Here is a 20,227-nt window from a genome sequence, read left to right on the forward strand (position 1 = left end):
TTAGCCAGCGCGTCGCGTTCTTTCTCGATGGCGCCGAGCGCCTGGCTCACGGCGAGCTGGCGCTGCACTTCGCCGGCATCGAGCTGGGCCTTGAGGGTCTGGATCTCGCTGTCCTTGGCGGCTGCGGCTTTGTGCAGCTCGCCGGCCAGGCGGGCTTCGGCAAGTTCGACGGCGCGCAGCTTGTCCTGCTCGGCCAAGTGCAGGCGTTCGTGAATCTGTTTCTCGAAATCGGCATCGCGCACCTGCTTGAGGATGTCGGCGTAGCCGGCTTCGTCGATGGTGAAGGCGGTGTTGCAATGCGGGCAGATGATGTCGTGCATGTCTTGGCTCTCTTGCGGTCGCTTGCGTGAGCGGCCGCTGGAAAAATAATGTATCCGGCATGCTACTCCGGAGTGAGGAAATTTAGCGCGCTCGCTGAATTTTCTGGCGGTGATCGCCCTGCTCTAGGCCTCGAACTGCCGCAGCGCCGAAAACGGCACATGCAGTTCTTCGCGCTGGGCAAAGGCGTCGAGCAGGTATTCGACGGTGACGCGCACGCGTGGCGCGACCAGGGCGCGGTGCGGGTATTGCAGGGTCATCTCGAAATTGCCGGGGTGGTGCGCTTTGAGCAGCAGCAGCTTGAGCGCACCGCTCTGCAAGTGCGGCCAGGCGTGGTGCACGCCGACCTCGGCAATGCCCATGCCGGCGACGGCCAGCTCGGTGATCACCTCGGGTGAAGACAGGGTCAGCACGGCAGCGTCGGTATTGAGGGTGGTGATGCTGCCGTCGCCGGCGACGAAGTTCCACGGCGAGACGCGGCCACCGAGGAAGCGCCGGGTGATCAGGCAGTGGCGCGCCAGATCCTCGGGCTGGCGGGGCGTGCCGTGCGCATCGAGGTAGGCCGGCGCGGCGACGAGGATCATGGTGAACTGACAGATCGGGCGCGAGACCAGGGAGGAGTCGGCAATACGACCGCCGCGCAGAGCCATGTCGTAACCATCGCGCACGAGGTCGATGAGGTGGTCGTCAAAGTCCACCTCGACGGCAAGACCGGGATATTGCGCCAGCAGGCCAGGCAAGGCCGGCGCGAGCTGCTCGCGGCCAAAGCCCGCGCTGCTGGAGATGCGCACGCGGCCGGCGGGCGCGGCGCGGTGGGCGACGACGGCATCGGCCGCCTGGTCGAGCGCGTCGAGCGCGATGCGCGCCTGGCGCAGGAAGGCTTCGCCCTCCTCGGTGAGGCTCAGGGTGCGCGTGGTGCGGTTCATCAGGCGCACGCCGAGGGCTTTTTCGAGCCCGGCGATGTTCTTGCTCACGGCGGCGGACGAGATGCCCAGCGCACGGCCTGCGGCGGCAAAGCTGCCGGCATCGGCCGAATGCACGAAGGAGATGATGGCGCGAACGCGTTGCGAGGAATCCATGCGCAAAGCCTTCCGGTGATGAGGATACGAAGCCTCGATTATCAACCCGAGGTTACGTAATCATCAACCGCACACCCACTTATCTTCACGAATGATCGCGGCCAGAATGCCTCCATCGCAATCAGCCCTGGAGTGCAGCATGTTGAACTTTGAATTCCACAACCCCACCCGCATCGTCTTCGGCAAAGACACCGTCGCCGAGCTCGAAAAGCTCGTCCCGGCCACGGCCCGCGTGCTGATCCTGTTCGGTGGCCAGAGCGCCGAGCGCAATGGCACGCTGGCTGAAGTGCGCAGCGCGCTGGGGGGCCGTACCCGTTTCGAATTTGGCGGGATCGAAGCGAACCCGACTTTCGAGACGCTGATGAAGGCCGTCAATCTGGTGCGCGCCGAACGCATCGACTTCCTGCTCGCCGTGGGCGGCGGCTCGGTGATTGATGGCACCAAGTTTGTCGCGGCGGCGGCGAACTTCGCGGGCGACCCGTGGCAGATCCTCGCCAGCTTTGGCGGCGCAGTGCACAGCGCGCTGCCGCTGGGTGTGGTGCTGACGCTGTCGGCCACCGGCTCGGAGATGAACGCGGGCTCGGTGGTGACGCGCAAGTCGACCCACACCAAGGCCTTCTTCTCGAACCCGCTGGTGTTCCCGCAGTTCTCGATTCTCGACCCGACCAAGACCTACACCCTGCCGGCGCGCCAGCTGGCCAATGGCGTGGTGGATGCGTTCACGCATGTGATGGAGCAGTACCTGACTTATCCGGTCGATGCGCGCGTGCAGGACCGCTTTGCCGAAGGCCTGTTGCAGACCCTGATCGAGATCGGGCCGCAGGTGGTGCACGAGCCGGCCGATTACGATTCGCGCGCCAACCTGATGTGGGCCGCCGCGATGGCGCTCAATGGCCTGATCGCCGCCGGTGTGCCGCAGGACTGGGCGACCCACCTCGTCGGCCACGAGCTGACCGCACTGCACGGCATGGACCACGCGCAAACGCTGGCCGTGCTGCTGCCTTCGATGCTGGGCCTGCGCCGCGACGCCAAGCGCGCCAAGCTGCTGCAGTACGCTGAACGCGTATGGCATATCAGCGAAGGCAGCGAGGATGCGCGCATCGATCTGGCGATCCTGAAGACGCGCGAGTTCTTCGAAAGCCTGGGCGTCAGCACCCGCCTCGCCGGCTACGGCATCGGTGTGGAGGCCATCGACAAGCTGGTCGCCGCGCTGGAAACGCACGGCATGGTGCGCCTGGGCGAACACGGCGACGTCGATCTGGCGCTCGCCCGCAAGGTGTACGAAGAGAGTCTCTGATCAATCCTCATTCAAACGGAGCCCATCTCATGAGCACACCCGTCTACTTCGTGATCGACGTGAAGATCACCGACCCGGAAGGCATCAAGCCTTACCAGGCCAAGGTTGAAGAAACCTTCAAGGCCTTCGGCGGCGAGCGCCTCGTCGCCGGCGGCACCCTCGAAGCGCTGGAAGGCGATGCACCACGCGGCCGCATCGTCATCGTGCGCTTCCCCGACAGCACACAGGCCCACGCCTGGCATGACTCCGCCGCCTACCGGGCGATTGTCGGCCACCGTCTCGCCTCGGCCGAGAGCCACGCCTATTTCGTCGAAGGCGTGGCCTGAGCCACGCCTATTCAAGCCCACCCCATCGAAAGGACATTGCAATGAAAACCCTGGTCATCGTCTCCCACCCCTACCCCGAGCAATCGAAGGTCATCAAGGCGCTGGAGCAAGTCGCCGCCAATACGCCGGATGTCGTCGTCCGCAATCTGGAATCGCTGTATGGCAGCGATCTCAACGGCTTCGATGTCGCGGCGGAACAGCAGGCACACGAAGGCGTGGATCGCGTGGTCTATCTGTTCCCGATCCACTGGTTCAACCTGACGCCGATGCTCAAGGCCTACCTGAATCAGGTGTGGACCTACGGCTGGGCCTTCGGCCCGAATGGCACGGCACTCAAGGGCAAGGAAATGCTGCTCGTCGTCTCGGCCGGCGCCACGGCACACACCTACTCGGCCGAAGGCCTGATCCACAGCAGCATCGAAGAGGTGCTCACGCCGATGAAGGCCAGCGCCTTGTACGTCGGCATGTCTTACGCCAAACCCCTGGCTTTCTATCAGGCGATGGGCGTGAGTGCAGAAGCCCTGGCGGGCTTCGAGCAGGCCTTCGCAGCACGCCTGGCCGCACCGCAAGCTGACTGATCCCTGCGCTGAAACAGGCGGGCCGCCGGAGGATCAGGCAAGCAATCCGCTGGAGCTTGCTACCGGCAGCGCCCGCCCTCCTCCTAGACTTTGCTCATGCGCCGCGATGCCGCTTCATCACCGATGAAACGGCATCGCACGGCGAAATCCACGAGGTATCCAGATGACTGACTCAGCATCAAGACGCGCCATGCTCAGGACAACGCTGATTGCCAGCAGTGCCCTGCTCCCCGGCGCACACACAGTTTGGGCCCAGACAGCGCCCGCCACCGCCAAGGACAACACCATGCAACTGACCCAGGAATGGGACAAGGTTTTCCCGAAGAGCCCCAAGGTCGACCATCAAAAAGTGACTTTCAAGAACCGCTACGGCATCACGCTGGCGGGCGATCTTTATCTGCCGAAAAATCGCGGCGCCAAGCGCCTGCCCGCGCTGGCCGTGGGTGGCCCCTTCGGCGCAGTGAAAGAGCAATCGTCCGGCCTCTACGCGCAGATCATGGCCGAACGCGGCTTTGCGACCCTCGCCTTTGATGGCTCCTTCACCGGCGAGAGCGGTGGCGAGCCGCGCAATGTGGCCTCACCCGACATCAATACCGAAGACTTCAGCGCTGCCGTCGACTACCTCGGCCTGCACGCTGCGGTGGATCGCGAGCGCATCGGCATCATCGGCATCTGCGGCTGGGGCGGCATGGCGCTCAATGCCACGGCGGTGGACAAGCGCATCAAGGCTGTTGTGGCCAGCACCATGTACGACATGACCCGCGTGATGTCCAAGGGCTATTTCGACAGCGTGACGCTGGAACAGCGCACACAGTTGCTGGAGCAGTTGAGCCGCCAGCGCTGGGTCGATGCCGAAAAAGGCAGCCCCGCCTACCAGCCGGCCTATAACACCCAGCCGGCCGCCGACGCACCGCAGTTTGTGAAGGACTATTACGACTACTACGGAACAAAGCGTGGTTACCACAAGCGCGCGGTGAACTCGGGCAATGCCTGGACGCAGACCACGCCGCTGTCATTCATGAACATGCCTATCCTCAGCTACATCAAGGAGATTTCGCCACGCCCCTTGCTGCTGGTGCACGGCGAAAACGCGCATTCCCGCTACTTCAGCGAAACGGCTTACGCCGCCGCGGCCGAGCCGAAGCAATTGCTGATCGTGAAGGGCGCCAGTCACGTCGACCTGTATGACCGCGTCGACAAGATTCCCTTGGATGCGATCAGCAGCTTCTTCGACAAGCATCTGGCGTAAATCAGCGCAACGCACCACCACACGCCGGTTTGCCTTGAGTGCAAACCGGCGCCCCGAACAGACCGGCCAGCATTCGAGCCGGCAAGCTCGCCGAACAGAGAATCCCCATGTCCTCCCCCACAACGGATCACCCCACGCAGCACCGTGGCGCCGTGCTGTCCATGTCGCTCTGCGTGGCGATGCTGATCGCCGCCGAGTTCATGCCGGTGAGCCTGCTCACGCCGATCGCCCGCGATCTGCATGCCACCGATGGCCTGGCCGGCCAGGCCATCTCGATCTCCGGCTTCTTCGCCGTGATTGCCAGCCTGAGCATTGCCCGGCTGAGCGCAGGTCTGGATCGCAAGCACGTACTGATGGCGCTCACGGCGGCGATGCTGCTCTCTCTGGTGATGATCGCCATGGCGCCCAGCTTCGGCCTGCTGATGCTGGCGCGCGCGCTGCTGGGCATTGTCATCGGCGGCTTCTGGTCGCTGGCCACAGCCACCGTCACGCGCCTGGTGCCGCCGTCTGCGGTGGCCCGTTCGCTGGGCACGATGTACATGGGCAATGCCGTCGCCACCGCCTTCGCGGCGCCGATCGGCAGTTATCTGGGCGGCATCATCGGCTGGCGCGGCGTGTTCTGGGTCCTGGTGCCGATCGTCGCGCTCAATCTGTTGTGGCACTGGCGCAGCCTGCCGGCCATGCCGCCACAGCCGGGAGCCCAGCAGCTCGGCCCGCTGGCTTTGCTCGGCCGCCGCAATGTGCGCTTTGCGCTGCCGGCGGTGATGCTCACCTTCGCCGGCGCCTTCGCCGCCTTCACCTACTTCCGTCCTTTTCTTGAAGACGAAACGCATGTGAGCCTGCCGCAGCTCTCGATGCTGCTGTTCGCGCTGGGGCTGGCCGGCTTCGTTGGCACACGCGGCGCCAGCCGCTCGCTGGACCGCCATCTCTACCGCCTGCTCGGCAGCCTGCCCTTTGCGCTGGGCGTCATGACCCTCCTGCTGCTGCAGGTCGGCAGCATGCTGTGGCCGGTGGCCATCGCGCTGTTCATCTGGGGCATTGTCTACTCGGCCATTCCGGTCGGCTGGTCAGCCTGGATGGCGCATGGCGTCAGCGACCAGGCCGAGAGCGCGGGCGGCCTGATCGTCGCCGCGATCCAGCTGGCAATCCTGCTCGGCGGCGCGCTCGGCGGCCTGCTGCTCGATCATCTGTCGATCCATGCGACATTTGCCGCCGGCGCCATTCTGCTGGTGCTCGCCTCCATCATCGTCGGTGATGGCGCGCGCCTGCGACCGGCCAGCGTGCACGCCGGCCATTGACGCACTGCACAGCGCAATACCAGACGGAGGGCAAAACCCTGCGTGGCGATGTATGAGAATGAGGCGCAAACTTGCGCCAGCACTGCACTTGAGGGCAAAGGCCGCGTATCATGAATAAGCGCGCGGACCAGCAAAGTGCTGAACGCATACACCACGGAGATCCCCGTAGTCATGAAGATCGTGCTCATCTATGAGCTCGCCCCGGGCGGACTCGGCAAGGCCTTAGCCTGCTATGACGCATATCGAGCAAGACTTGAAGCCTTTCACGAGCAGGGCTTGCTGCTGATGGCCGGGCCGCTGGGCATGCCGCCAGAAGGCGCGATGGGTATCTTCACCCATCGCGAAGCGGCCGAAGACTTCATGAAAGAAGACCCCTTGATCCTCAACGGCGTCGTCAGCAAGACGCGCCTGCTTGAGTGGAACGACATCCTCGGCTGAATACCCAACGCCGATCAGGAAACAGCTCACGGCCTGCGGCAAAAGCCCGCCGCGAGACACGGGAAAACCCCGATCTTTCGTGCCAGAATGAATCCAGCCAGCGGCGTGCCCAAGCCGCACAGCGCTGCTGCAGACATCGATAAAACCACGCACAACAGGGAGCGCCCATGAACCTCGACGGCGAAATCGTCACCGTACGTCCGCAAGTGACCATCGACACCATCCAGAAGCTGCCCAATTACCTCGGCATTTCCAACGCAACGGCCGGCGCGCAAGGCATCTCGATGAACATCGTCATCATCCCGCCCGCCGCCCGTGCCGAACCGCATTACCACGATGGTTTCGAGACGGCGATCTACCTGCTCAAGGGCGATGTCGAAACCTTCTACGGCGAGAACCTCGCCAAATCAGTGGTCAACAAGCAAGGCGACTTCATCTTCATCCCGGCCGGCGTGCCGCACCAGCCGGTCAACCTGAGCAGCGACACCGAAGCCATCGCCCTCGTCGCCCGCAATGACCCGAAAGAACAAGAGAGCGTGAAGGTCTATCACCCGCAGCGCTGAGCCGGCAGCGCTCAGGCCTTGGCCGACTCGTGCCAGTGACGCAGCAGGAGATGGCCCAGGCGGCTGACCAGCAGGAAGAACATGAAGCCGAGCAAGGTGGCGGCAATCACTTCGCCGAACAGCAAGGCCGTATTCATGCGGCCTTGCGCGAACACGATCTGCACGCCCAGGCCGCCCTGCGAATTGCCGGAACCGATGATGAACTCGCCGACGATGGCGCCCACCACCGATAGCCCGGCCGAAATGCGCATGCCGGCAATGATGTTGGGCAAGGCCGCCGGCAGGCGCAGTTTGCGGAACACCACCCAGCGGCTGGGATTGTGCAAGGCGAACAGTTCCACCAGGTTATGCGAAGTGGAACGCAACCCCAGCAAGGTGTTGTTGATGATCGGGAACAGCGACATGATCAGGCTGATGATCACCACCGAGCGCTCGTTGTAACCGGACCACAGCACGATCAGCGGCGCAATGGCGATCACCGGCACCGTCTGCAGCAAGACGGCATAGGGATAGAGACTGCGTTCGAGCAGGCGCGATTGCGCCATCAGCGCAGCGGCCGCAATCCCCAGCACGATGGCCAGCAGGTAGCCGCAAGCCGCCTCGCCCAGCGTGGTCAGCGTGGCAGCAAGCAGGGTCGCCGAGTTGTCAGCCAGTGCCACAAGCACTTGCTGTGGCGCGGGAACGAGAAAGCCCTTGTCCTTGTAGAGCGTGGCGGTGAGCAGGTACCACAGCCCGAGCAGGATCAATGCGACGGCCATCACCGGCACGGCATCACGCAAGGCTTTCAGTACCGCCGTGGCGGAAAAGTTCGGTGGAGTCATGTTGGCGACGAAACCTGGGGAATGGCACGCAAGGCGGCCGACACACGGCCGGTCAGCTCGGCAAAGCCGGCCTCGGCACGCAGTTCGGGCGCACGCGGAAAGGCAAAGGGTACGTCGATGACATCGAGGATGCGGCCCGGCCGCGGCGACATCACGACAACGCGATTCGACAGATACACGGCTTCATGCACATTGTGCGTCACCAGCACCGCCGTGAAGCCTGCGGCCTGCCAGAGCTGGGACAGCTCTTCCTGCAGCACGTCGCGGGTGAGTTCATCAACGGCCGCCAGTGGCTCGTCGAGCAACAGCAGTTGCGGCTGCAGAGCCAGCGCACGGGCCAGCGACAAACGCATACGCATGCCGCCCGAGAGCTGATGCGGATACGCACTTTCAAAGCCCGCCAAACCAACGCGCTGCAAGGCCGTGCGAGCGCGTGCCTGGTACTCGCTGCGCGGATAGCCCTCCAGCTCCATCAGCAACTGCGCGTTATCGAGAATCGTGCGCCAGGGCAACAAGGCGGCATCCTGGAAGACGAATGCGGTCTCGATGCCCTGCGGGCGCTGGTAGCTGCCGCCGCTGGGCGCCATCAGCCCGGCGATGATGCGCAACAGCGTGGACTTGCCACACCCGGACGGTCCGACGATGGATACGAACTCGCCCGGCTGCAATGACAGATCGATTTCACCCAGCGCCTGCAAACCGCTGTCGTAGCGCTTCGAAACTGCGCTCAGCGTGAGGGCAGTGGCCTTGCTCATGCGCCGCAACCCGGCGTCAGCGTGCGGTCGTAGGCTTGCTTCTCATTGAAGCTGGCCGGCAGGAAGTTCACGCTGCGCAGCTGGGTAGCCAGCTCCTTCCAGCGTGCATCGCTCATGCAGCCGATCTTGCTGAGGTCGTGCGAGATCAGGTTCTCGATCATCTCGTTGTTGGCCGCATCATAGATGTCTGGCGAGATCTGCTTGTTCATCTCGGTAAGCATGGCTTTGAGGCCGGAGGGATTGCGCACGTAGTTGCTCCAGCCTTTCTGCACCGCCGCGATGGTCGCTTTCACCAGGGCCGGGTTCTTGCGGATCAGCTCGTCGGTGGTGAACAAGACGCTGTAAGGGCGATAGCCCAGCGCAGGCACCTTGATCTGCTGCACCGCGATACCCGCTGCCGCCATGCGTGCGGGCAGGTAGAGCGAGTAGCCCTGCTGCACCATCAGCGGGTCATTGCGGAACAGCGTGAGATCGCCGGTGACGGGAATCTCGCGCGTGCCGCTCAGCTGGTACTGCTTCTTGAGCCATTCCCAGTAGGCATTGCCGATGTTGACGGCGAAGGTGCGTCCCTGCAGATCCTTGATCGACTTGATCGCCGGATTGCTGTGATACACCAGCGAATACGGCACGTAATCCATGTGCGCAAAGACCGCCCGCACCGGCGCGCCATTGAGGCGCGCAAGCAGGATGTCATCGGCATTGGCAATGCCGAACTCGGCCTGCCCCGAGGCCACCTGCGGAATCGTCTGAATCTTCGGCCCGCCCTGCAGAACGCTGATGGCGATGCCCGCTTCCTTGCCCAGCTTGTCTTGCTGGGCCTGCCAGTAACCGGCCTGATCGGGCTGGGCGAACCAGTTGGTGAGGATGCGCACGTTCTGCGCGGTCTCGGCCGCCTGCACCGGAGCGCTGAGGACAACACCGGCACTGAGGCCGGCGGCGAATACGGCTTTGAGCAAATGGAAGGATTTCATGATGGGGAACCTCGATGACAGGAAGTATGGACGACAGAAGGCGCGGAATCAGTCTTGCAGCCAGGGCAGCTGTTCGCGGCTGTAGCGGAAGGTCTGGAACACGCTGTTCTGCGCGCCCGGCACATAACGCCGCGCAGCCTCGTCGGGATACTCGTCAAACCAGGGGATGATGTATTCCCAGACCACTTCGCCGGCAGGCGTCACCTCGAACAGGCGGCCACTGGCTGATTCGGTGACGTGCGTATTGCCATTGGGCAGGCGCTGGGCGCTGCCCATGTAAGCCGAGTAGAAGGCATTCGCCTGCTGATCGGTGTAAGACCAGACCACGGCCTGATCGCGCGGATCGATCTCCAGCACACGCGAAAAGGCAACATGCTTGCCGGTGCGGAAATTGCCGTTGTCGAAGGTGAGAATGTTGCCATTGGCCAGCGCCACCGGCGCGTGCTGGTGCGACACGATCTGCGGCCCGATGTGCAGGCGCACCACACCGCTGGCGCGCTCAACGCCGATGATGCCCGAGGTGGTGCGCAGACTCATCAGGACCAGCCCCTCGGCGGTCACGTCGAGCCCATTGATCAGCGGCCAGTGGCCACGACCGAACCCCGGATTGATCGGGAAGTCCTCGGGGCGCAGATGCTCCCAGACCTTCCACTCCCAGACGATTTTTCCGCTGCGGTCCACTTCACGGATCACATCGCCATACATCGTCTCTTCGCCGGGGTGCGCCGTTCCGCCCGGCACACGGGCAGCAAACTCCGCTGGAATCGGCGCGCAGCCGGCATACAGCAGATGGCCATCGGGCAGCCAGCGCGCGTCGTGGTGATGGGTCGGATCTTCGTAGCGCCAGACCGACTTGCCTTCCGGCGTGACTTCGTAGAAATCGCCGCCATGCCACAACGACCAGGCCGGATAGATATCGGGCGAGAACACGTGATTGCCGTTGTAGCCGAGATTGCCATTGGGCAGGATCACGGCGGCCCGACCGGGGCGCACCGGCATTTTCCACTGGTGCACCACTTCACCGAGGATATCCACCAGATAGACATGACCACCGCCCGTTTGCGGCGCAATCAGTGTGTAGCCCCCTGCCGACAGGGCGGGATCATGGGCAATCAGGCCGACACCACGGCGGCGCTGGGTAATCTGGTCAACAGTCGTACTCAAGGCAAGGCTCCCGGACAGTGCGGCGCAAAAGAAGCGCTGACCATGGCACTCTAGTGGCTTGAAAGCGTCCGGAATAGCTGTAAATTTTTTACGTAGCGTAAGAAATTTATTTACACTCAAGCCGTTCTTCCGGAGCAAAGCATGCCTGCCATCTCGCAATCTTTCAGGTGTTTTGACGAAGTCGCGCGACGCGGCTCGGTGCGCAAAGCCGCTGAAGCCCTGCATCTGACGGCAGCCGCCGTGAATCAGCAGATCCTCAATCTCGAAGCCCTGGTCGGCGTGCCCTTGTTTGATCGCCTGCCACGCGGCATGCAGCTGACCATGGCCGGCGAAGTGATGATCGCGGCCGTGCGACGCTGCCAGCGCGACTTCGACAATGCCCTGTCGCAGGTTGAAGATCTGCGCTCCTTGCGGCGCGGCCACGTCAATCTGGGGGTCTCGCATTCCTCGGCCGAATACCTGATCCCGCATGTCATGGAGCGGGTCATGGAGGCCTATCCGGGGCTGAGCTTCAGCGTACGCTCTGGCAATGGCGAGACCCTGCTGCGCTGGGTCGCCAATGGTGAAGTCGATATCGCTTACTGCCTGCGCCGCACCCCGCCGCCGGGCATCGAGGAAGTACGCGCCTGGCCGCAGCAGCTGGGCGTCGTCACGGCGCCGGAACATCCGCTGTTGGCGGACGGACGCCCCTTGCGCATGCGCGACTGCCTGGACTACCCGCTGATCCTGATGTCACCCGACATGGAACTGCGCACAGTGGCCGACAGCATCGACGCACGCCTGCGCCGCCAGGGCCGCCCCCTGGTCGAGACCAGCTCGGTCGCCATGGTGCGGCGTCTGGTCGCGCGCAGCAAAGCCGTCGCTTTCCTGATTCCCGATAATGTTGATGAGGATGTCGGCAACGGCAAACTGGTGTGGACCGCGCTGCAGGACAGCGGCGCCAGCGCTCACAGCTGCCTTTACCAGCGTGCGGGTTACACCGCGACGGTGGCCACGCAGGTGTTTCTGCAGGCGCTCGACACCGCGATCGAGGAGATTCGCCTGCGCTTCAGTGTGGATCTCACGCCGCGGCTGAAATCCTTCGCGACCTGAGCCACCCCGCTCAGCGGAACACCACCGTGCGGTTGCCGTTGAGCAGCACACGGTCTTCGAGGTGGTAGCGCAGACCGCGCGCGAGCACGGTCTTCTCGATGTCCTTGCCATAGCGCACCATGTCATCGACCGAGTCGGAGTGATCGACGCGGATCACGTCCTGGTCGATGATCGGCCCCTGGTCGAGCTCGGCGGTGACGTAGTGGCAGGTCGCGCCGATCAGCTTGACGCCGCGCTGGTAGGCCTGGTGATACGGCTTGGCGCCGACGAAGCTGGGCAGGAAGCTGTGGTGGATGTTGAGGATCTGCCCCGGATACGCCGCGCAGAGCTCGGGCGAGAGGATCTGCATGTAACGCGCCAGCACCATGCAGTCGCCACGCACCTCGTCATACAAGCGGGCCACTTCAGCATAAGCCTGCTGCTTGTTGTCGGGCGTCACCGGCACATGGTGGAAGGGAATGCCATGCCACTCGACGAAGCCGCGCAGCGCGTCGTGGTTGGAGATGATGCAGGGAATCTCGATATCGAGTTCCTTGCTCTGCCAGCGCGCCAGCAGGTCGTAGAGGCAGTGTTCCTGCTTGCTGACGAGGATCACCACGCGCTTTTTCACCGCACTGTCGGAGATCTTCCAGCTCATCTGCAGCTCTTCGGCCAAGGGCGCGAAGCGGCTGCGGAACTCGGCGAGGTGGAAGGGCAGCGAATCGGCCTTGATCTCGATGCGCATGAAATAGCGATCATTATCGGGATCGGCATGCAGATTGGTTTCAAGGATCCAGCCGCCATGTTCGGCGAGAAAACCGGAAACGCGGGCGACGAGGCCGACCCGGTCAGGGCAGGCGGCGGTGAGGGTGTAGTAACGCGATGAAGGCATGGGCAGCGGAAACGTCGATTTCAGTGGGTGATGATCAGCTTCTGGTAGGTGTCGGCCAGCATCTCGCCAGCCTCGAAGGTGATCTGTACACGCAGCCCCGGCGGCGCCTTGAGCGCCTCGGCCACGGCAGCGACCGCCGCCTTGCCCAGTTGCTGGCGCTGCGCAAAACTGCGCCCGGCCATCAGCTGCATGCGCAGATGGATGAAGGCCTCGCCCGTCTCGAAGTTGCCGACCAGAAAACTGTCGAGCGGCACGGCGCGGCTCTTGAGCTGCTCGGGTGCATCGATGATGCCGGTGGCCAGCAAGGCGGCATTGACGGCGCGCAAAGCCCCCGTCACATCCAGCACGCCAGCGAGGTTCTGGGTGTATTCAAGCGTCAGGTGCGGCATGGCAATTCCGTCCGGATGTAGGTGAAGGCGTCAGATGCGCGCCGAAGCTTTGTCGATCTCGGCCCGCAGCTCGGCATAGGAGCGCGTCACCGGGTACTGCGGGAATTCGCGCACCACGTTCTCGGGCGGATGCATGAGGATGCCGGCATCGGCCTCGCCCAGCATGCTGGTGTCGTTGTACGAATCACCGGCGGCGATGACCTTGAAGTTGAGGCTCTTGAAAGCCTTGACCGCAGCGCGCTTCTGATCGGGCATGCGCAGGTGGTAATTGACCAGGGTGCCACTGGCATCCGCTTCAAGGCGGTGACAGAACAACGTCGGCTGGCCCATCTGCAGCATCAGCGGCTGGGCGAATTCGTAGAAGGTGTCGGAGAGGATCACCACCTGGTAGGTCTTGCGCAGACTGTCGAGAAAATCCTTGCAGCCGTCCATCGGGCGCATCTCGCTGATCACCGCCTGGATGTCCGGCAGGCCCAGCTTGTGCTGCGCGAGGATGTTCAGGCGGTACTTCATCAGCGTGTCGTAGTTCGGCTCGTCACGCGTGGTGCGGCGCAATTCGGGGATGCCGGTCCGCTGGGCGAACTCGATCCAGATTTCGGGAACCAGCACGCCTTCCATGTCGAGACAAACGATCTGCACTTTGAAACCCTTGCAAAAATGGGGAGAAATCAGCGGCATCCAAACCCGCAAAGCCGCGCGCGAGCGCAGATTCTACATGCTGCGCGCCACCCGCTGTCGGGCAGCGCAGCACTGATCAGGGGCAATCGCAGCGCAGGTCGATCAAACGCTCACGTTGCGCGCCACCCTTGTGCTGCAACAACAGGCGCCCGCGATAGCGATGCTGGCTGCAGGTCTTGTGCTGCCGGCCGCAGGTATTCTCTTCCGCCAGTCCGAGCACCTGCGCCTGCCAGTCGCCGTTGGCCAGGTACAGCACGAAGCGGTCGCCCGGACGGGGCGGGCCCTGGCGCAGCGGGATGTGCTTTTCGTCGCGCAGGCTCAGCGTTTGCAAGCCTTCGGCCACGCGCACCCAACCGTCCTTGCGCCCTTCGCCCGACCACACCAGCACGGGCGCGCCACGCGGCGACTGCAGCGGGCGCACCTGGCAGCCGCAGCCTGCGGGCAGATCCTGCGCCAGCAAGGGCAGCAAGTCTTCCGCCGCCTGCGCCGCCGGCAGCATGCCGAGCAGGCCGGCACACATTAGAATGCGCAGATGAGTACGCCCCCTGCCCGCCTTGCCGCGCCGCCCCAGGCGCCGCGCGAACCCGGCCCCTTCGATTGCTGCGGCAACGAATGCGGCGATGCCTGTGTGTGGACTATTTACTACCTGGCCCGCGCGCAATACGAACAAGCGCTCGAAGCCTGGCAGCTGCAACAGCTGCAGGACGAAGACTGATCCGCGCTTGATCCGCTCAGCGAGGCGCACCGAACTCAGTGCCCCTTGAGCGCGTAGATGCCCGGCGCATTGCGCCAGTAGCCCTTGTAGTCCATGCCGCAGCCGAACAGAAAGCGGTCGGGCATCTGCAGGCCGCAGAAATCGGGCTTCATGCCCGGCTCGGCCTTGCGGTCATGGTCCTTGTCGACGAGCACGGCGCACAGCACTTCGCTGGCGCCCTCGGCGCGCAGGTATTCCATCACGGCCTTGAGCGTATAGCCCTCGTCGAGGATGTCATCGAGCACCAGCACGCTGCGCCCTTTGAGGTCGCGCGTCGGGCGCACGCGCCAGTCGAGCAGGGTGCCATTGAGCGCATGGCCGTAACGGGTGGCATGCAGGTAATCGAGTTCAAGCGGGAACAACAGGCGCGGCAGAATGCGCCCGGCGAGAATCAACCCGCCATTCATGATGGTGAAGACCAGCGGGTTGGCATCGGCCAGGCGCGTGGTGATGGCCTCGGCCATGGTGTCCAGTGCGCGTTCAACCTGCATGGGTGTCGCCAGGCAATCGGCCTCATCGCGGACCTGGCGGACATCTGCCAGCAGAGCTTCGGTGGTGGGGCTTGCCATGTTTTCCTCTTAAGCTGCTGTGTAGTGTCGGCTCATTGTAAACCGCTGCGCCAGCGCGCAGTAAGCATCGCGATCAAACCGGCGAGCGGATCAAGGGAGAAAGCGCGAAGGCATGCCTTACAATCCTTGCAACGATTCCGCCCGCATGCCGATGCCCGATCCCTTGATCCAGAGCCTTCCCCAGACCACGGCTCCGCGCTGGACGCAGACGCTGTGGACGCGCTGCCGCAGCCATCTGCTGTTCAAGACCATCGCGCTGACGCTGTTCCTGACGCTGTTCTTCGTCGCCTATTTCCAGCTGCTGCGTCATCCGGTGCATGCCGTGACGACGATGCCGCTGACCTGGCTCGACCAGGCCATCAGCTTCCAGCCCTGGACCCTGATGTTCTACGCCTCGCTGTGGGTCTACGTCGCCATTCCGCTGCACCTGACCCAGACACGGCAGCACTTCATCGCGCTGGGCAGCGCCTATTTCTTCCTCTGCCTGAGCGGGCTGATCTGCTTCTACCTGTGGCCGACCGCCATCCCGCGCCCCGACATCCCGTGGAACGACTATCCGGGTTTCGGCTTTCTGCAGAGCGTGGACTCGGCCGGCAATGCCTGCCCCTCCCTGCATGTCGCCACCGCCGTATTCGCCGGCATCTGGCTGGAGCGCTTCCTGCGCGCACTGGCAGTGCCGCGCTGGCTGCGACTGGGCAATCTGCTGTGGTGCGCCGCCATCGTCTATTCGACCATCGCCACGCGCCAGCACGTGGTGCTCGATGCGGCGGCCGGCAGCTTGCTCGGTATGCTTTTCGGATGCCTTTCCGCGCCGCTGGGCAGGCGTCTGCTGCCTGGCGCACGGGACTGATATAATCGCGTCCCTCCGCAACCGGCGCCAAGACGGCCAACACGCCGCCCGCCATCGAAACCAACCACGCTCAAAGTGCCATGCAAACCACGCCGTTTGAACAGGAAGTTGCCCAGCTGATCGTCGAAGCCCTCAATCTCGAGGTCAAAGCCGAAGAGATTGCCGCCGAAGCGCCGCTGTTCGGTGAGGGCCTGGGCCTGGATTCCATCGACGTGCTGGAGATCTCGCTGGTCGTTGGCAAGCGTTACGGCGTGCAACTGCGCGCCGACGACCAGGACAACACCAAGACCTTCGCATCGCTGCGCGCGCTGGCTGCCTACATCCAGCAGCACCGCACGAGCGCCTGAGTCCGGCCGCGATGAAGGCACCGCTGCGCATCTTCGCGTGCTGCCTGTTCGGCCTCGTCTATCTGTACATGGCACATCGTGCCGCCACCATCGGCCAGCCCGCCGAGCTGCTGGTGCTCACCGGCAGTGCGCCGCTCTGCCTGGCCCTGCTCGGCCTGCTCTGGCCGACCCGCCTGCGCTGGCCGGCGCTCAGCCTCGCTGCCGTGCTGGGCGGCGTGCTCTACCACCAGGCCGAATCCCTGGTGGCGCACGCGGTGTGGCTGTATTTCCTGCAGGATACCGGCAGCAACCTGCTCGGCTGCGTCATCTTTGCGCGCACCCTGCTACCGGGCCAGGAAGCGCTGTGCTCACGCATGGCACGCTTTGCGCGCGGCGGCGCGCTGGCGCCTTACGTGGCGCGCTACACCTACATCCTGACCCTCATCTGGGCGGTCTATTTCGCGGCCTGTGCCGCATTCGGCGCTGCGCTGTTCCTCAGCGGGCACATTGAAGCCTGGTCGTGGTTTGCCAATGTGCTGACCTGGCCGCTGACCGCCCTGCTGTTCCTCCTCGAATACCCGGTGCGTCTGTGTCTGGTGCCGCGCGCCGAGCGCGCCACCCTGGCCGAGACGGTGCGCGGCATCATTGCCTCCAGCAAGGCACAGGCTGCGGGCAGGCCCTCATGACGAGCACCCTGCAAGCCATCCTGCCTGCCCGTGACGCTGCCACAAGCGTGGCCTGGCGCGGCGGCGCGCCGATCAGCCAGGGCGAATTCCTGCGCGACGTCGCCGCCCTGCGCAACCGCTTGCCGCTGGGCCAGCCGCTGCTCAATCTGTGTGCCGACCGCTACCTGTTCGCGGTGGGCTTTTTCGCTGCCGCGCTCAATGAATGCCTGAGCCTGCTGCCCCACAGCATCACGCCGGAATCGATTGCCGCGCTGCAAGCGGCCTATCCGGCGGTACACGCCCTGGTCGAGGCTGAACGTGATGCCCGCGGCCTGCCGGCGATCCACGTCGCACGCTGCGACAGCGGCGAGCTGCCGCAGCAAATCCCGGCGATGCCGCGCGAGCAGGTCATCGCCCGCCTGTTCACCTCGGGCTCGACGGGCACGCCGCAGGCCCACGACAAGCGCTGGGGCAAGCTCCACGCTGGCGCGATGACCGCCGCGCAAGCGCAGTGGCAGCGCGCTGGCGGCCCCTGCGCGGTGGTTGCGACGGTGCCGGCGCAGCATATGTTCGGCTTTGAATCGAGCGTGCTGCTGCCCCTGCTCAGCGGCGGCATCCTGGTCGCCCAGCATCCTTTCTTCCCCGCCGATGTGGTCGCCGCGCTGGCGGCCGCACCGACGCCACGCGCCCTGGTCAGCACGCCGTTCCACCTGCGCACCCTGATTGCGGCCGAACTGCCGCTGCCGCCAACGGCGCTGATCATCAGCGCTACGGCGCCGCTCTCGCCGGCCCTGGCGGCCAGCGTTGAAGCGGCGACCGGCGGCATCCTCGGGGAAATCTATGGTTCGACCGAGACCGGCCAGATCGCCACCCGGCGCACCAGCACCACGGCGGTCTGGGAGTGCTTTGACGGCATCAGCCTGCACAACGAGGAAGAACGCAGCTGGGTGCAGGGCGCCCATGTCGAGGAACCGACGCCGATGGGCGACATCCTCGAAGCCCAGCCTGCGGCCGAGAACGGCCGGCAGCGCTTCATCCTGCACGGCCGCCTGGGCGACATGATCAATATCGCCGGCAAGCGCAGCTCGCTCAACTACCTCAATAGCGTGCTGTGCAGTATCGCGGGCGTCGACGATGGCGTCTTCCACTTGCCGCAGATCGCGCCGGCCGATGGCATCGTGCGCCTGGCGGCCTTCGCCGTCGCCCCCGGCCTGAGCGAAGAAAGCCTGCGTGCCGCCCTGCGGCGCCATCTGGACAGTGCCTTCATGCCGCGCCCGCTGCTGCTGCTCGACGCGCTGCCACGCAACAGCAGCGGCAAACTGCCACGCGAGGCGCTCGACGCCCTGCTCCAACACGCGCCCCCTGAACGTCCGCTGATCGGCTACAGCACGCTTGCGCTGGATGCCCAGCATCCGGTGTTTGCCGGCCACTTTCCCGGCCAGCCGATGGTGCCGGGCGCCTTGCTGCTCGACATGGCCATTGAAAGCATCGAGCGCGACACCACGCGCAAGGTGCAAACCATCGCCATGAGCAAATTCCTCAGCCCGGCCACGCCGGGTGAGCCAATCGAACTCGATTACCGCATCGAGGCGCAGGACCTGCGCTTCGAGATCAGCAGCAGCGGCCGCAAGCTGGCCATCGGCCGCCTGCTGCTTGAGCCCCAGGCATGAGCGAGGCGCACTGGACGCGACGGCCCGAGCGCGGCTCGTTTCTCGCCATGCAGCTGATGCTGCGCCTGACCCTGTTGCTCGGCCGCCGTCTCACCCGGCCGGTGCTGTGGCTGATCGCGCTGTATTTCATGCTCACCGGCGGCGCGGCGCGGCGTGCATCACGCAGCTATCTGGCGCGGGTGCTGCCCGTGCCGGTACGCTGGTGGCATGTGCTGCGCCACTTCCTGCACTTTGCCATCGTGGTGCAGGACCGCGTCTTCCTGCTCAAGGGACAGTTCTGGCGCTTCGATCTCAGGTCCCAGGGCACCGACTATCTGAATGAGTACTGCCAGCGCCGCAGCGGCGCCCTGCTGTTCGGCGCGCATCTGGGCAGCTTCGAGGTGGCACGCGCCTTCTCGCGCCAGCAGCAACGCCCAATCAGCATCGCCATGTATGCCGAAAATGCGCGCCAGCTGATGCGCACCCTGGCCGTGCTCAACCCTGCGGCGGCCGAAGAAATCCTGCCGCTGGGCCAGCCCGGTTCGATGCTGGCGATCCGTGACCGCATCGCCGCCGGCCACATCGTCGGCCTCCTCGCCGACCGCAACCTCGGCCGCGACGCGCTGCGCGCGACGCAATTGCTCGGCGCCCCGGCCGGCTTGCCGGATGGCCCCTTCCGCCTGGCCGCCAGCCTCGGCGCGCCGGTGTTCTTCGTCGCCGGTCTGTACCGTGGCGGCAAGCGCTATGATGTCCATGTCGAGCTGATCACCGACTTCGGCGACTGCACCCCCGCCGAGCGTCCGGCGCGCATCGCGCAAGCGCGCCAGGACTACGCCGACAAGCTCTCCCGTCACTGCCGCACGGCACCTTACAACTGGTTCAATTTCTTCGATTTCTGGGGCGCCAGCACGGCGCCTGCCACCGAGCACACACCTACACCATGAGTTTCCGCCTGTCCCGTTTGATCGTCCTCCTCAGCCTGCTTGGCAGCATGCTGGCACTGAACCTGTCGGCCGCCGCCGAACTGCAGCTGGGCGACTTGATGCGCCAGCTGGCCCAAACACGCACGGCGCGCGCCAGCTTCGTCGAACAGAAGTTCATCGGCATGCTCGACAAGCCGGTCGAATCCTCGGGCGAGCTGAGCTTCACTGCGCCCGACCAGCTCGAAAAACGCACCCTGCAACCCAAACCCGAGGCGATCATTCTGCGCGGCAACGAGCTGACCCTGGAACGCGGCAAGCGCGTGCTGCGCGCCTCCTTGCTGGAGTTTCCCGATGCAGCGGTGTTCGTCGAGAGCATCCGCGCCACCCTGGCCGGCGACCAGCATGCGCTCGAAGCGGTGTGGCGGGTCGAACTCGATGGCAGCCTGGCGCGCTGGACCCTGCGCCTGACGCCCCTGGCCAGCAACGCCTATGTCAATCGCATCCGCATCGCCGGCGTGCGTGGCGAAGTGCGGCAGATCGAGATCGAGCAGCACGACGGTGATCGCTCGCTGATGAACATCACGCGCCTGAGCGCGCCCTGAGG

General features: G+C 64.6%; 26 protein-coding genes. 15 read left to right on the forward strand and 11 right to left on the reverse strand.

Translation table 11 applies throughout. The features are described from left to right. On the reverse strand, positions 1-320 hold a 320-nt coding region (locus ABDB84_RS00005; RefSeq protein ID WP_428715053.1), incomplete at its 3' end, for a hypothetical protein. Between the two features lie 123 nt (positions 321-443). Further along, the gene (locus tag ABDB84_RS00010; RefSeq protein WP_345917607.1) at positions 444-1,397 is read right to left on the reverse strand and encodes a LysR family transcriptional regulator; all 954 of its coding nucleotides are present in this window, start codon (positions 1,395-1,397) and stop codon (positions 444-446) included. 139 nt (positions 1,398-1,536) lie between these two features. Here ABDB84_RS00010 and ABDB84_RS00015 point away from each other — a divergent pair, with 139 nt between their 5' ends. The 7 genes from ABDB84_RS00015 (at position 1,537) to ABDB84_RS00045 (ending at position 7,146) form a co-directional block, all read left to right on the forward strand. Then, the gene (locus ABDB84_RS00015; protein WP_345917608.1) at positions 1,537-2,694 is read left to right on the forward strand and encodes an iron-containing alcohol dehydrogenase; all 1,158 of its coding nucleotides are present in this window, start codon (positions 1,537-1,539) and stop codon (positions 2,692-2,694) included. Positions 2,695-2,723: 29 nt separating this feature from the next. After that, positions 2,724-3,020 carry a DUF1330 domain-containing protein gene (locus tag ABDB84_RS00020; RefSeq protein WP_345917609.1) on the forward strand — a complete coding sequence of 99 codons (297 nt, stop codon included), beginning with the start codon at positions 2,724-2,726 and terminating at the stop codon, positions 3,018-3,020. A 41-nt stretch (positions 3,021-3,061) separates the two neighbouring features. After that, positions 3,062-3,598, forward strand: coding sequence for an NAD(P)H-dependent oxidoreductase (locus ABDB84_RS00025; protein ID WP_345917610.1), 537 nt, complete (start codon positions 3,062-3,064; stop codon positions 3,596-3,598). Between the two features lie 286 nt (positions 3,599-3,884). Continuing rightward, positions 3,885-4,847 (forward strand): alpha/beta hydrolase, encoded by a 963-nt coding sequence (locus ABDB84_RS00030; RefSeq protein ID WP_345917611.1) that lies wholly within the window; start codon positions 3,885-3,887, stop codon positions 4,845-4,847. A 107-nt stretch (positions 4,848-4,954) separates the two neighbouring features. Then, positions 4,955-6,145: an MFS transporter gene (locus ABDB84_RS00035; RefSeq protein WP_345917612.1), complete on the forward strand. Its 1,191-nt coding sequence runs from the start codon at positions 4,955-4,957 to the stop codon at positions 6,143-6,145. A gap of 171 nt (positions 6,146-6,316) precedes the next feature. Next, on the forward strand, positions 6,317-6,583 hold the full coding sequence (locus ABDB84_RS00040; RefSeq protein WP_345917613.1) for a YciI family protein: 267 nt from the start codon (positions 6,317-6,319) through the stop codon (positions 6,581-6,583). Positions 6,584-6,750: 167 nt separating this feature from the next. Further along, entirely contained in the window at positions 6,751-7,146 is a 396-nt protein-coding gene (locus ABDB84_RS00045) for a cupin domain-containing protein (RefSeq protein WP_345917614.1), read from the forward strand. Positions 7,147-7,157: 11 nt separating this feature from the next. On the opposite strand, the gene ABDB84_RS00050 is transcribed toward ABDB84_RS00045, so the two are convergent. Genes ABDB84_RS00050 through ABDB84_RS00065 form a run of 4 tightly spaced genes read right to left on the reverse strand, consistent with a single transcriptional unit; the run spans position 7,158 to position 10,857 of the window. Further along, the gene (locus tag ABDB84_RS00050) at positions 7,158-7,967 is read right to left on the reverse strand and encodes an ABC transporter permease (protein ID WP_345917615.1); all 810 of its coding nucleotides are present in this window, start codon (positions 7,965-7,967) and stop codon (positions 7,158-7,160) included. After that, positions 7,964-8,722, reverse strand: coding sequence for an ABC transporter ATP-binding protein (locus ABDB84_RS00055; protein ID WP_345917616.1), 759 nt, complete (start codon positions 8,720-8,722; stop codon positions 7,964-7,966). Before ABDB84_RS00055 ends, ABDB84_RS00050 begins: the two co-directional genes overlap by 4 nt. Further along, on the reverse strand, positions 8,719-9,693 hold the full coding sequence (locus tag ABDB84_RS00060) for an ABC transporter substrate-binding protein (RefSeq protein ID WP_345917617.1): 975 nt from the start codon (positions 9,691-9,693) through the stop codon (positions 8,719-8,721). The genes ABDB84_RS00055 and ABDB84_RS00060 overlap by 4 nt, the downstream gene beginning before the upstream one ends. 48 nt (positions 9,694-9,741) lie before the next feature. Then, positions 9,742-10,857 carry an aryl-sulfate sulfotransferase gene (locus tag ABDB84_RS00065; protein WP_345917618.1) on the reverse strand — a complete coding sequence of 372 codons (1,116 nt, stop codon included), beginning with the start codon at positions 10,855-10,857 and terminating at the stop codon, positions 9,742-9,744. A 141-nt stretch (positions 10,858-10,998) separates the two neighbouring features. Here ABDB84_RS00065 and ABDB84_RS00070 point away from each other — a divergent pair, with 141 nt between their 5' ends. Next, positions 10,999-11,949, forward strand: a complete 951-nt coding sequence (locus ABDB84_RS00070) for a LysR family transcriptional regulator (protein WP_345917619.1) — start codon at positions 10,999-11,001, stop codon at positions 11,947-11,949. A gap of 10 nt (positions 11,950-11,959) precedes the next feature. Here ABDB84_RS00070 and purU read toward each other — a convergent pair whose 3' ends face one another. The 4 genes from purU to ABDB84_RS00090 form a co-directional block, all read right to left on the reverse strand. Next, the gene (purU, locus tag ABDB84_RS00075; RefSeq protein WP_345917620.1) at positions 11,960-12,820 is read right to left on the reverse strand and encodes a formyltetrahydrofolate deformylase; all 861 of its coding nucleotides are present in this window, start codon (positions 12,818-12,820) and stop codon (positions 11,960-11,962) included. A 20-nt stretch (positions 12,821-12,840) separates the two neighbouring features. Further along, positions 12,841-13,209 (reverse strand): 5-carboxymethyl-2-hydroxymuconate Delta-isomerase, encoded by a 369-nt coding sequence (locus ABDB84_RS00080; RefSeq protein WP_345917621.1) that lies wholly within the window; start codon positions 13,207-13,209, stop codon positions 12,841-12,843. A gap of 30 nt (positions 13,210-13,239) precedes the next feature. After that, positions 13,240-13,848, reverse strand: a complete 609-nt coding sequence (thrH, locus tag ABDB84_RS00085; RefSeq protein ID WP_345917622.1) for a bifunctional phosphoserine phosphatase/homoserine phosphotransferase ThrH — start codon at positions 13,846-13,848, stop codon at positions 13,240-13,242. Positions 13,849-13,963: 115 nt separating this feature from the next. Further along, a complete protein-coding gene (locus ABDB84_RS00090; RefSeq protein ID WP_345917623.1) occupies positions 13,964-14,407 on the reverse strand; it encodes a hypothetical protein in 444 nt (147 codons plus the stop codon). A 12-nt stretch (positions 14,408-14,419) separates the two neighbouring features. Here ABDB84_RS00090 and ABDB84_RS00095 point away from each other — a divergent pair, with 12 nt between their 5' ends. Next, positions 14,420-14,602: an oxidoreductase-like domain-containing protein gene (locus ABDB84_RS00095; protein ID WP_345917624.1), complete on the forward strand. Its 183-nt coding sequence runs from the start codon at positions 14,420-14,422 to the stop codon at positions 14,600-14,602. Positions 14,603-14,637: 35 nt separating this feature from the next. Here the strand turns inward: ABDB84_RS00095 and ABDB84_RS00100 are convergent, their stop codons facing one another. Then, positions 14,638-15,210, reverse strand: a complete 573-nt coding sequence (locus tag ABDB84_RS00100) for a hypoxanthine-guanine phosphoribosyltransferase (protein ID WP_345917625.1) — start codon at positions 15,208-15,210, stop codon at positions 14,638-14,640. A gap of 112 nt (positions 15,211-15,322) precedes the next feature. Between ABDB84_RS00100 and ABDB84_RS00105 the strand changes: the two genes are divergently transcribed. From ABDB84_RS00105 to ABDB84_RS00130, 6 genes are all read left to right on the forward strand, one after another. After that, positions 15,323-16,060, forward strand: a complete 738-nt coding sequence (locus ABDB84_RS00105) for a phosphatase PAP2 family protein (RefSeq protein ID WP_345917626.1) — start codon at positions 15,323-15,325, stop codon at positions 16,058-16,060. An 80-nt stretch (positions 16,061-16,140) separates the two neighbouring features. Next, positions 16,141-16,407: a phosphopantetheine-binding protein gene (locus tag ABDB84_RS00110; protein WP_345917627.1), complete on the forward strand. Its 267-nt coding sequence runs from the start codon at positions 16,141-16,143 to the stop codon at positions 16,405-16,407. 11 nt (positions 16,408-16,418) lie between these two features. Then, complete coding sequence (locus ABDB84_RS00115; RefSeq protein WP_345917628.1) at positions 16,419-17,072, forward strand: COG4648 family protein; 654 nt, start codon at positions 16,419-16,421, stop codon at positions 17,070-17,072. After that, positions 17,069-18,721 (forward strand): AMP-binding protein, encoded by a 1,653-nt coding sequence (locus tag ABDB84_RS00120; protein ID WP_345917629.1) that lies wholly within the window; start codon positions 17,069-17,071, stop codon positions 18,719-18,721. The genes ABDB84_RS00115 and ABDB84_RS00120 overlap by 4 nt, the downstream gene beginning before the upstream one ends. Beyond that, positions 18,718-19,644: a lysophospholipid acyltransferase family protein gene (locus ABDB84_RS00125; RefSeq protein WP_345917630.1), complete on the forward strand. Its 927-nt coding sequence runs from the start codon at positions 18,718-18,720 to the stop codon at positions 19,642-19,644. Before ABDB84_RS00120 ends, ABDB84_RS00125 begins: the two co-directional genes overlap by 4 nt. After that, a complete protein-coding gene (locus ABDB84_RS00130) occupies positions 19,641-20,225 on the forward strand; it encodes a LolA family protein (RefSeq protein WP_345917631.1) in 585 nt (194 codons plus the stop codon). The genes ABDB84_RS00125 and ABDB84_RS00130 overlap by 4 nt, the downstream gene beginning before the upstream one ends. The last annotated feature ends 2 nt before the right edge of the window (positions 20,226-20,227 follow it).

The sequence above is a fragment of the Uliginosibacterium sediminicola genome, from assembly GCF_039631295.1.
GTDB lineage: Bacteria > Pseudomonadota > Gammaproteobacteria > Burkholderiales > Rhodocyclaceae > Viridibacterium > Viridibacterium sediminicola.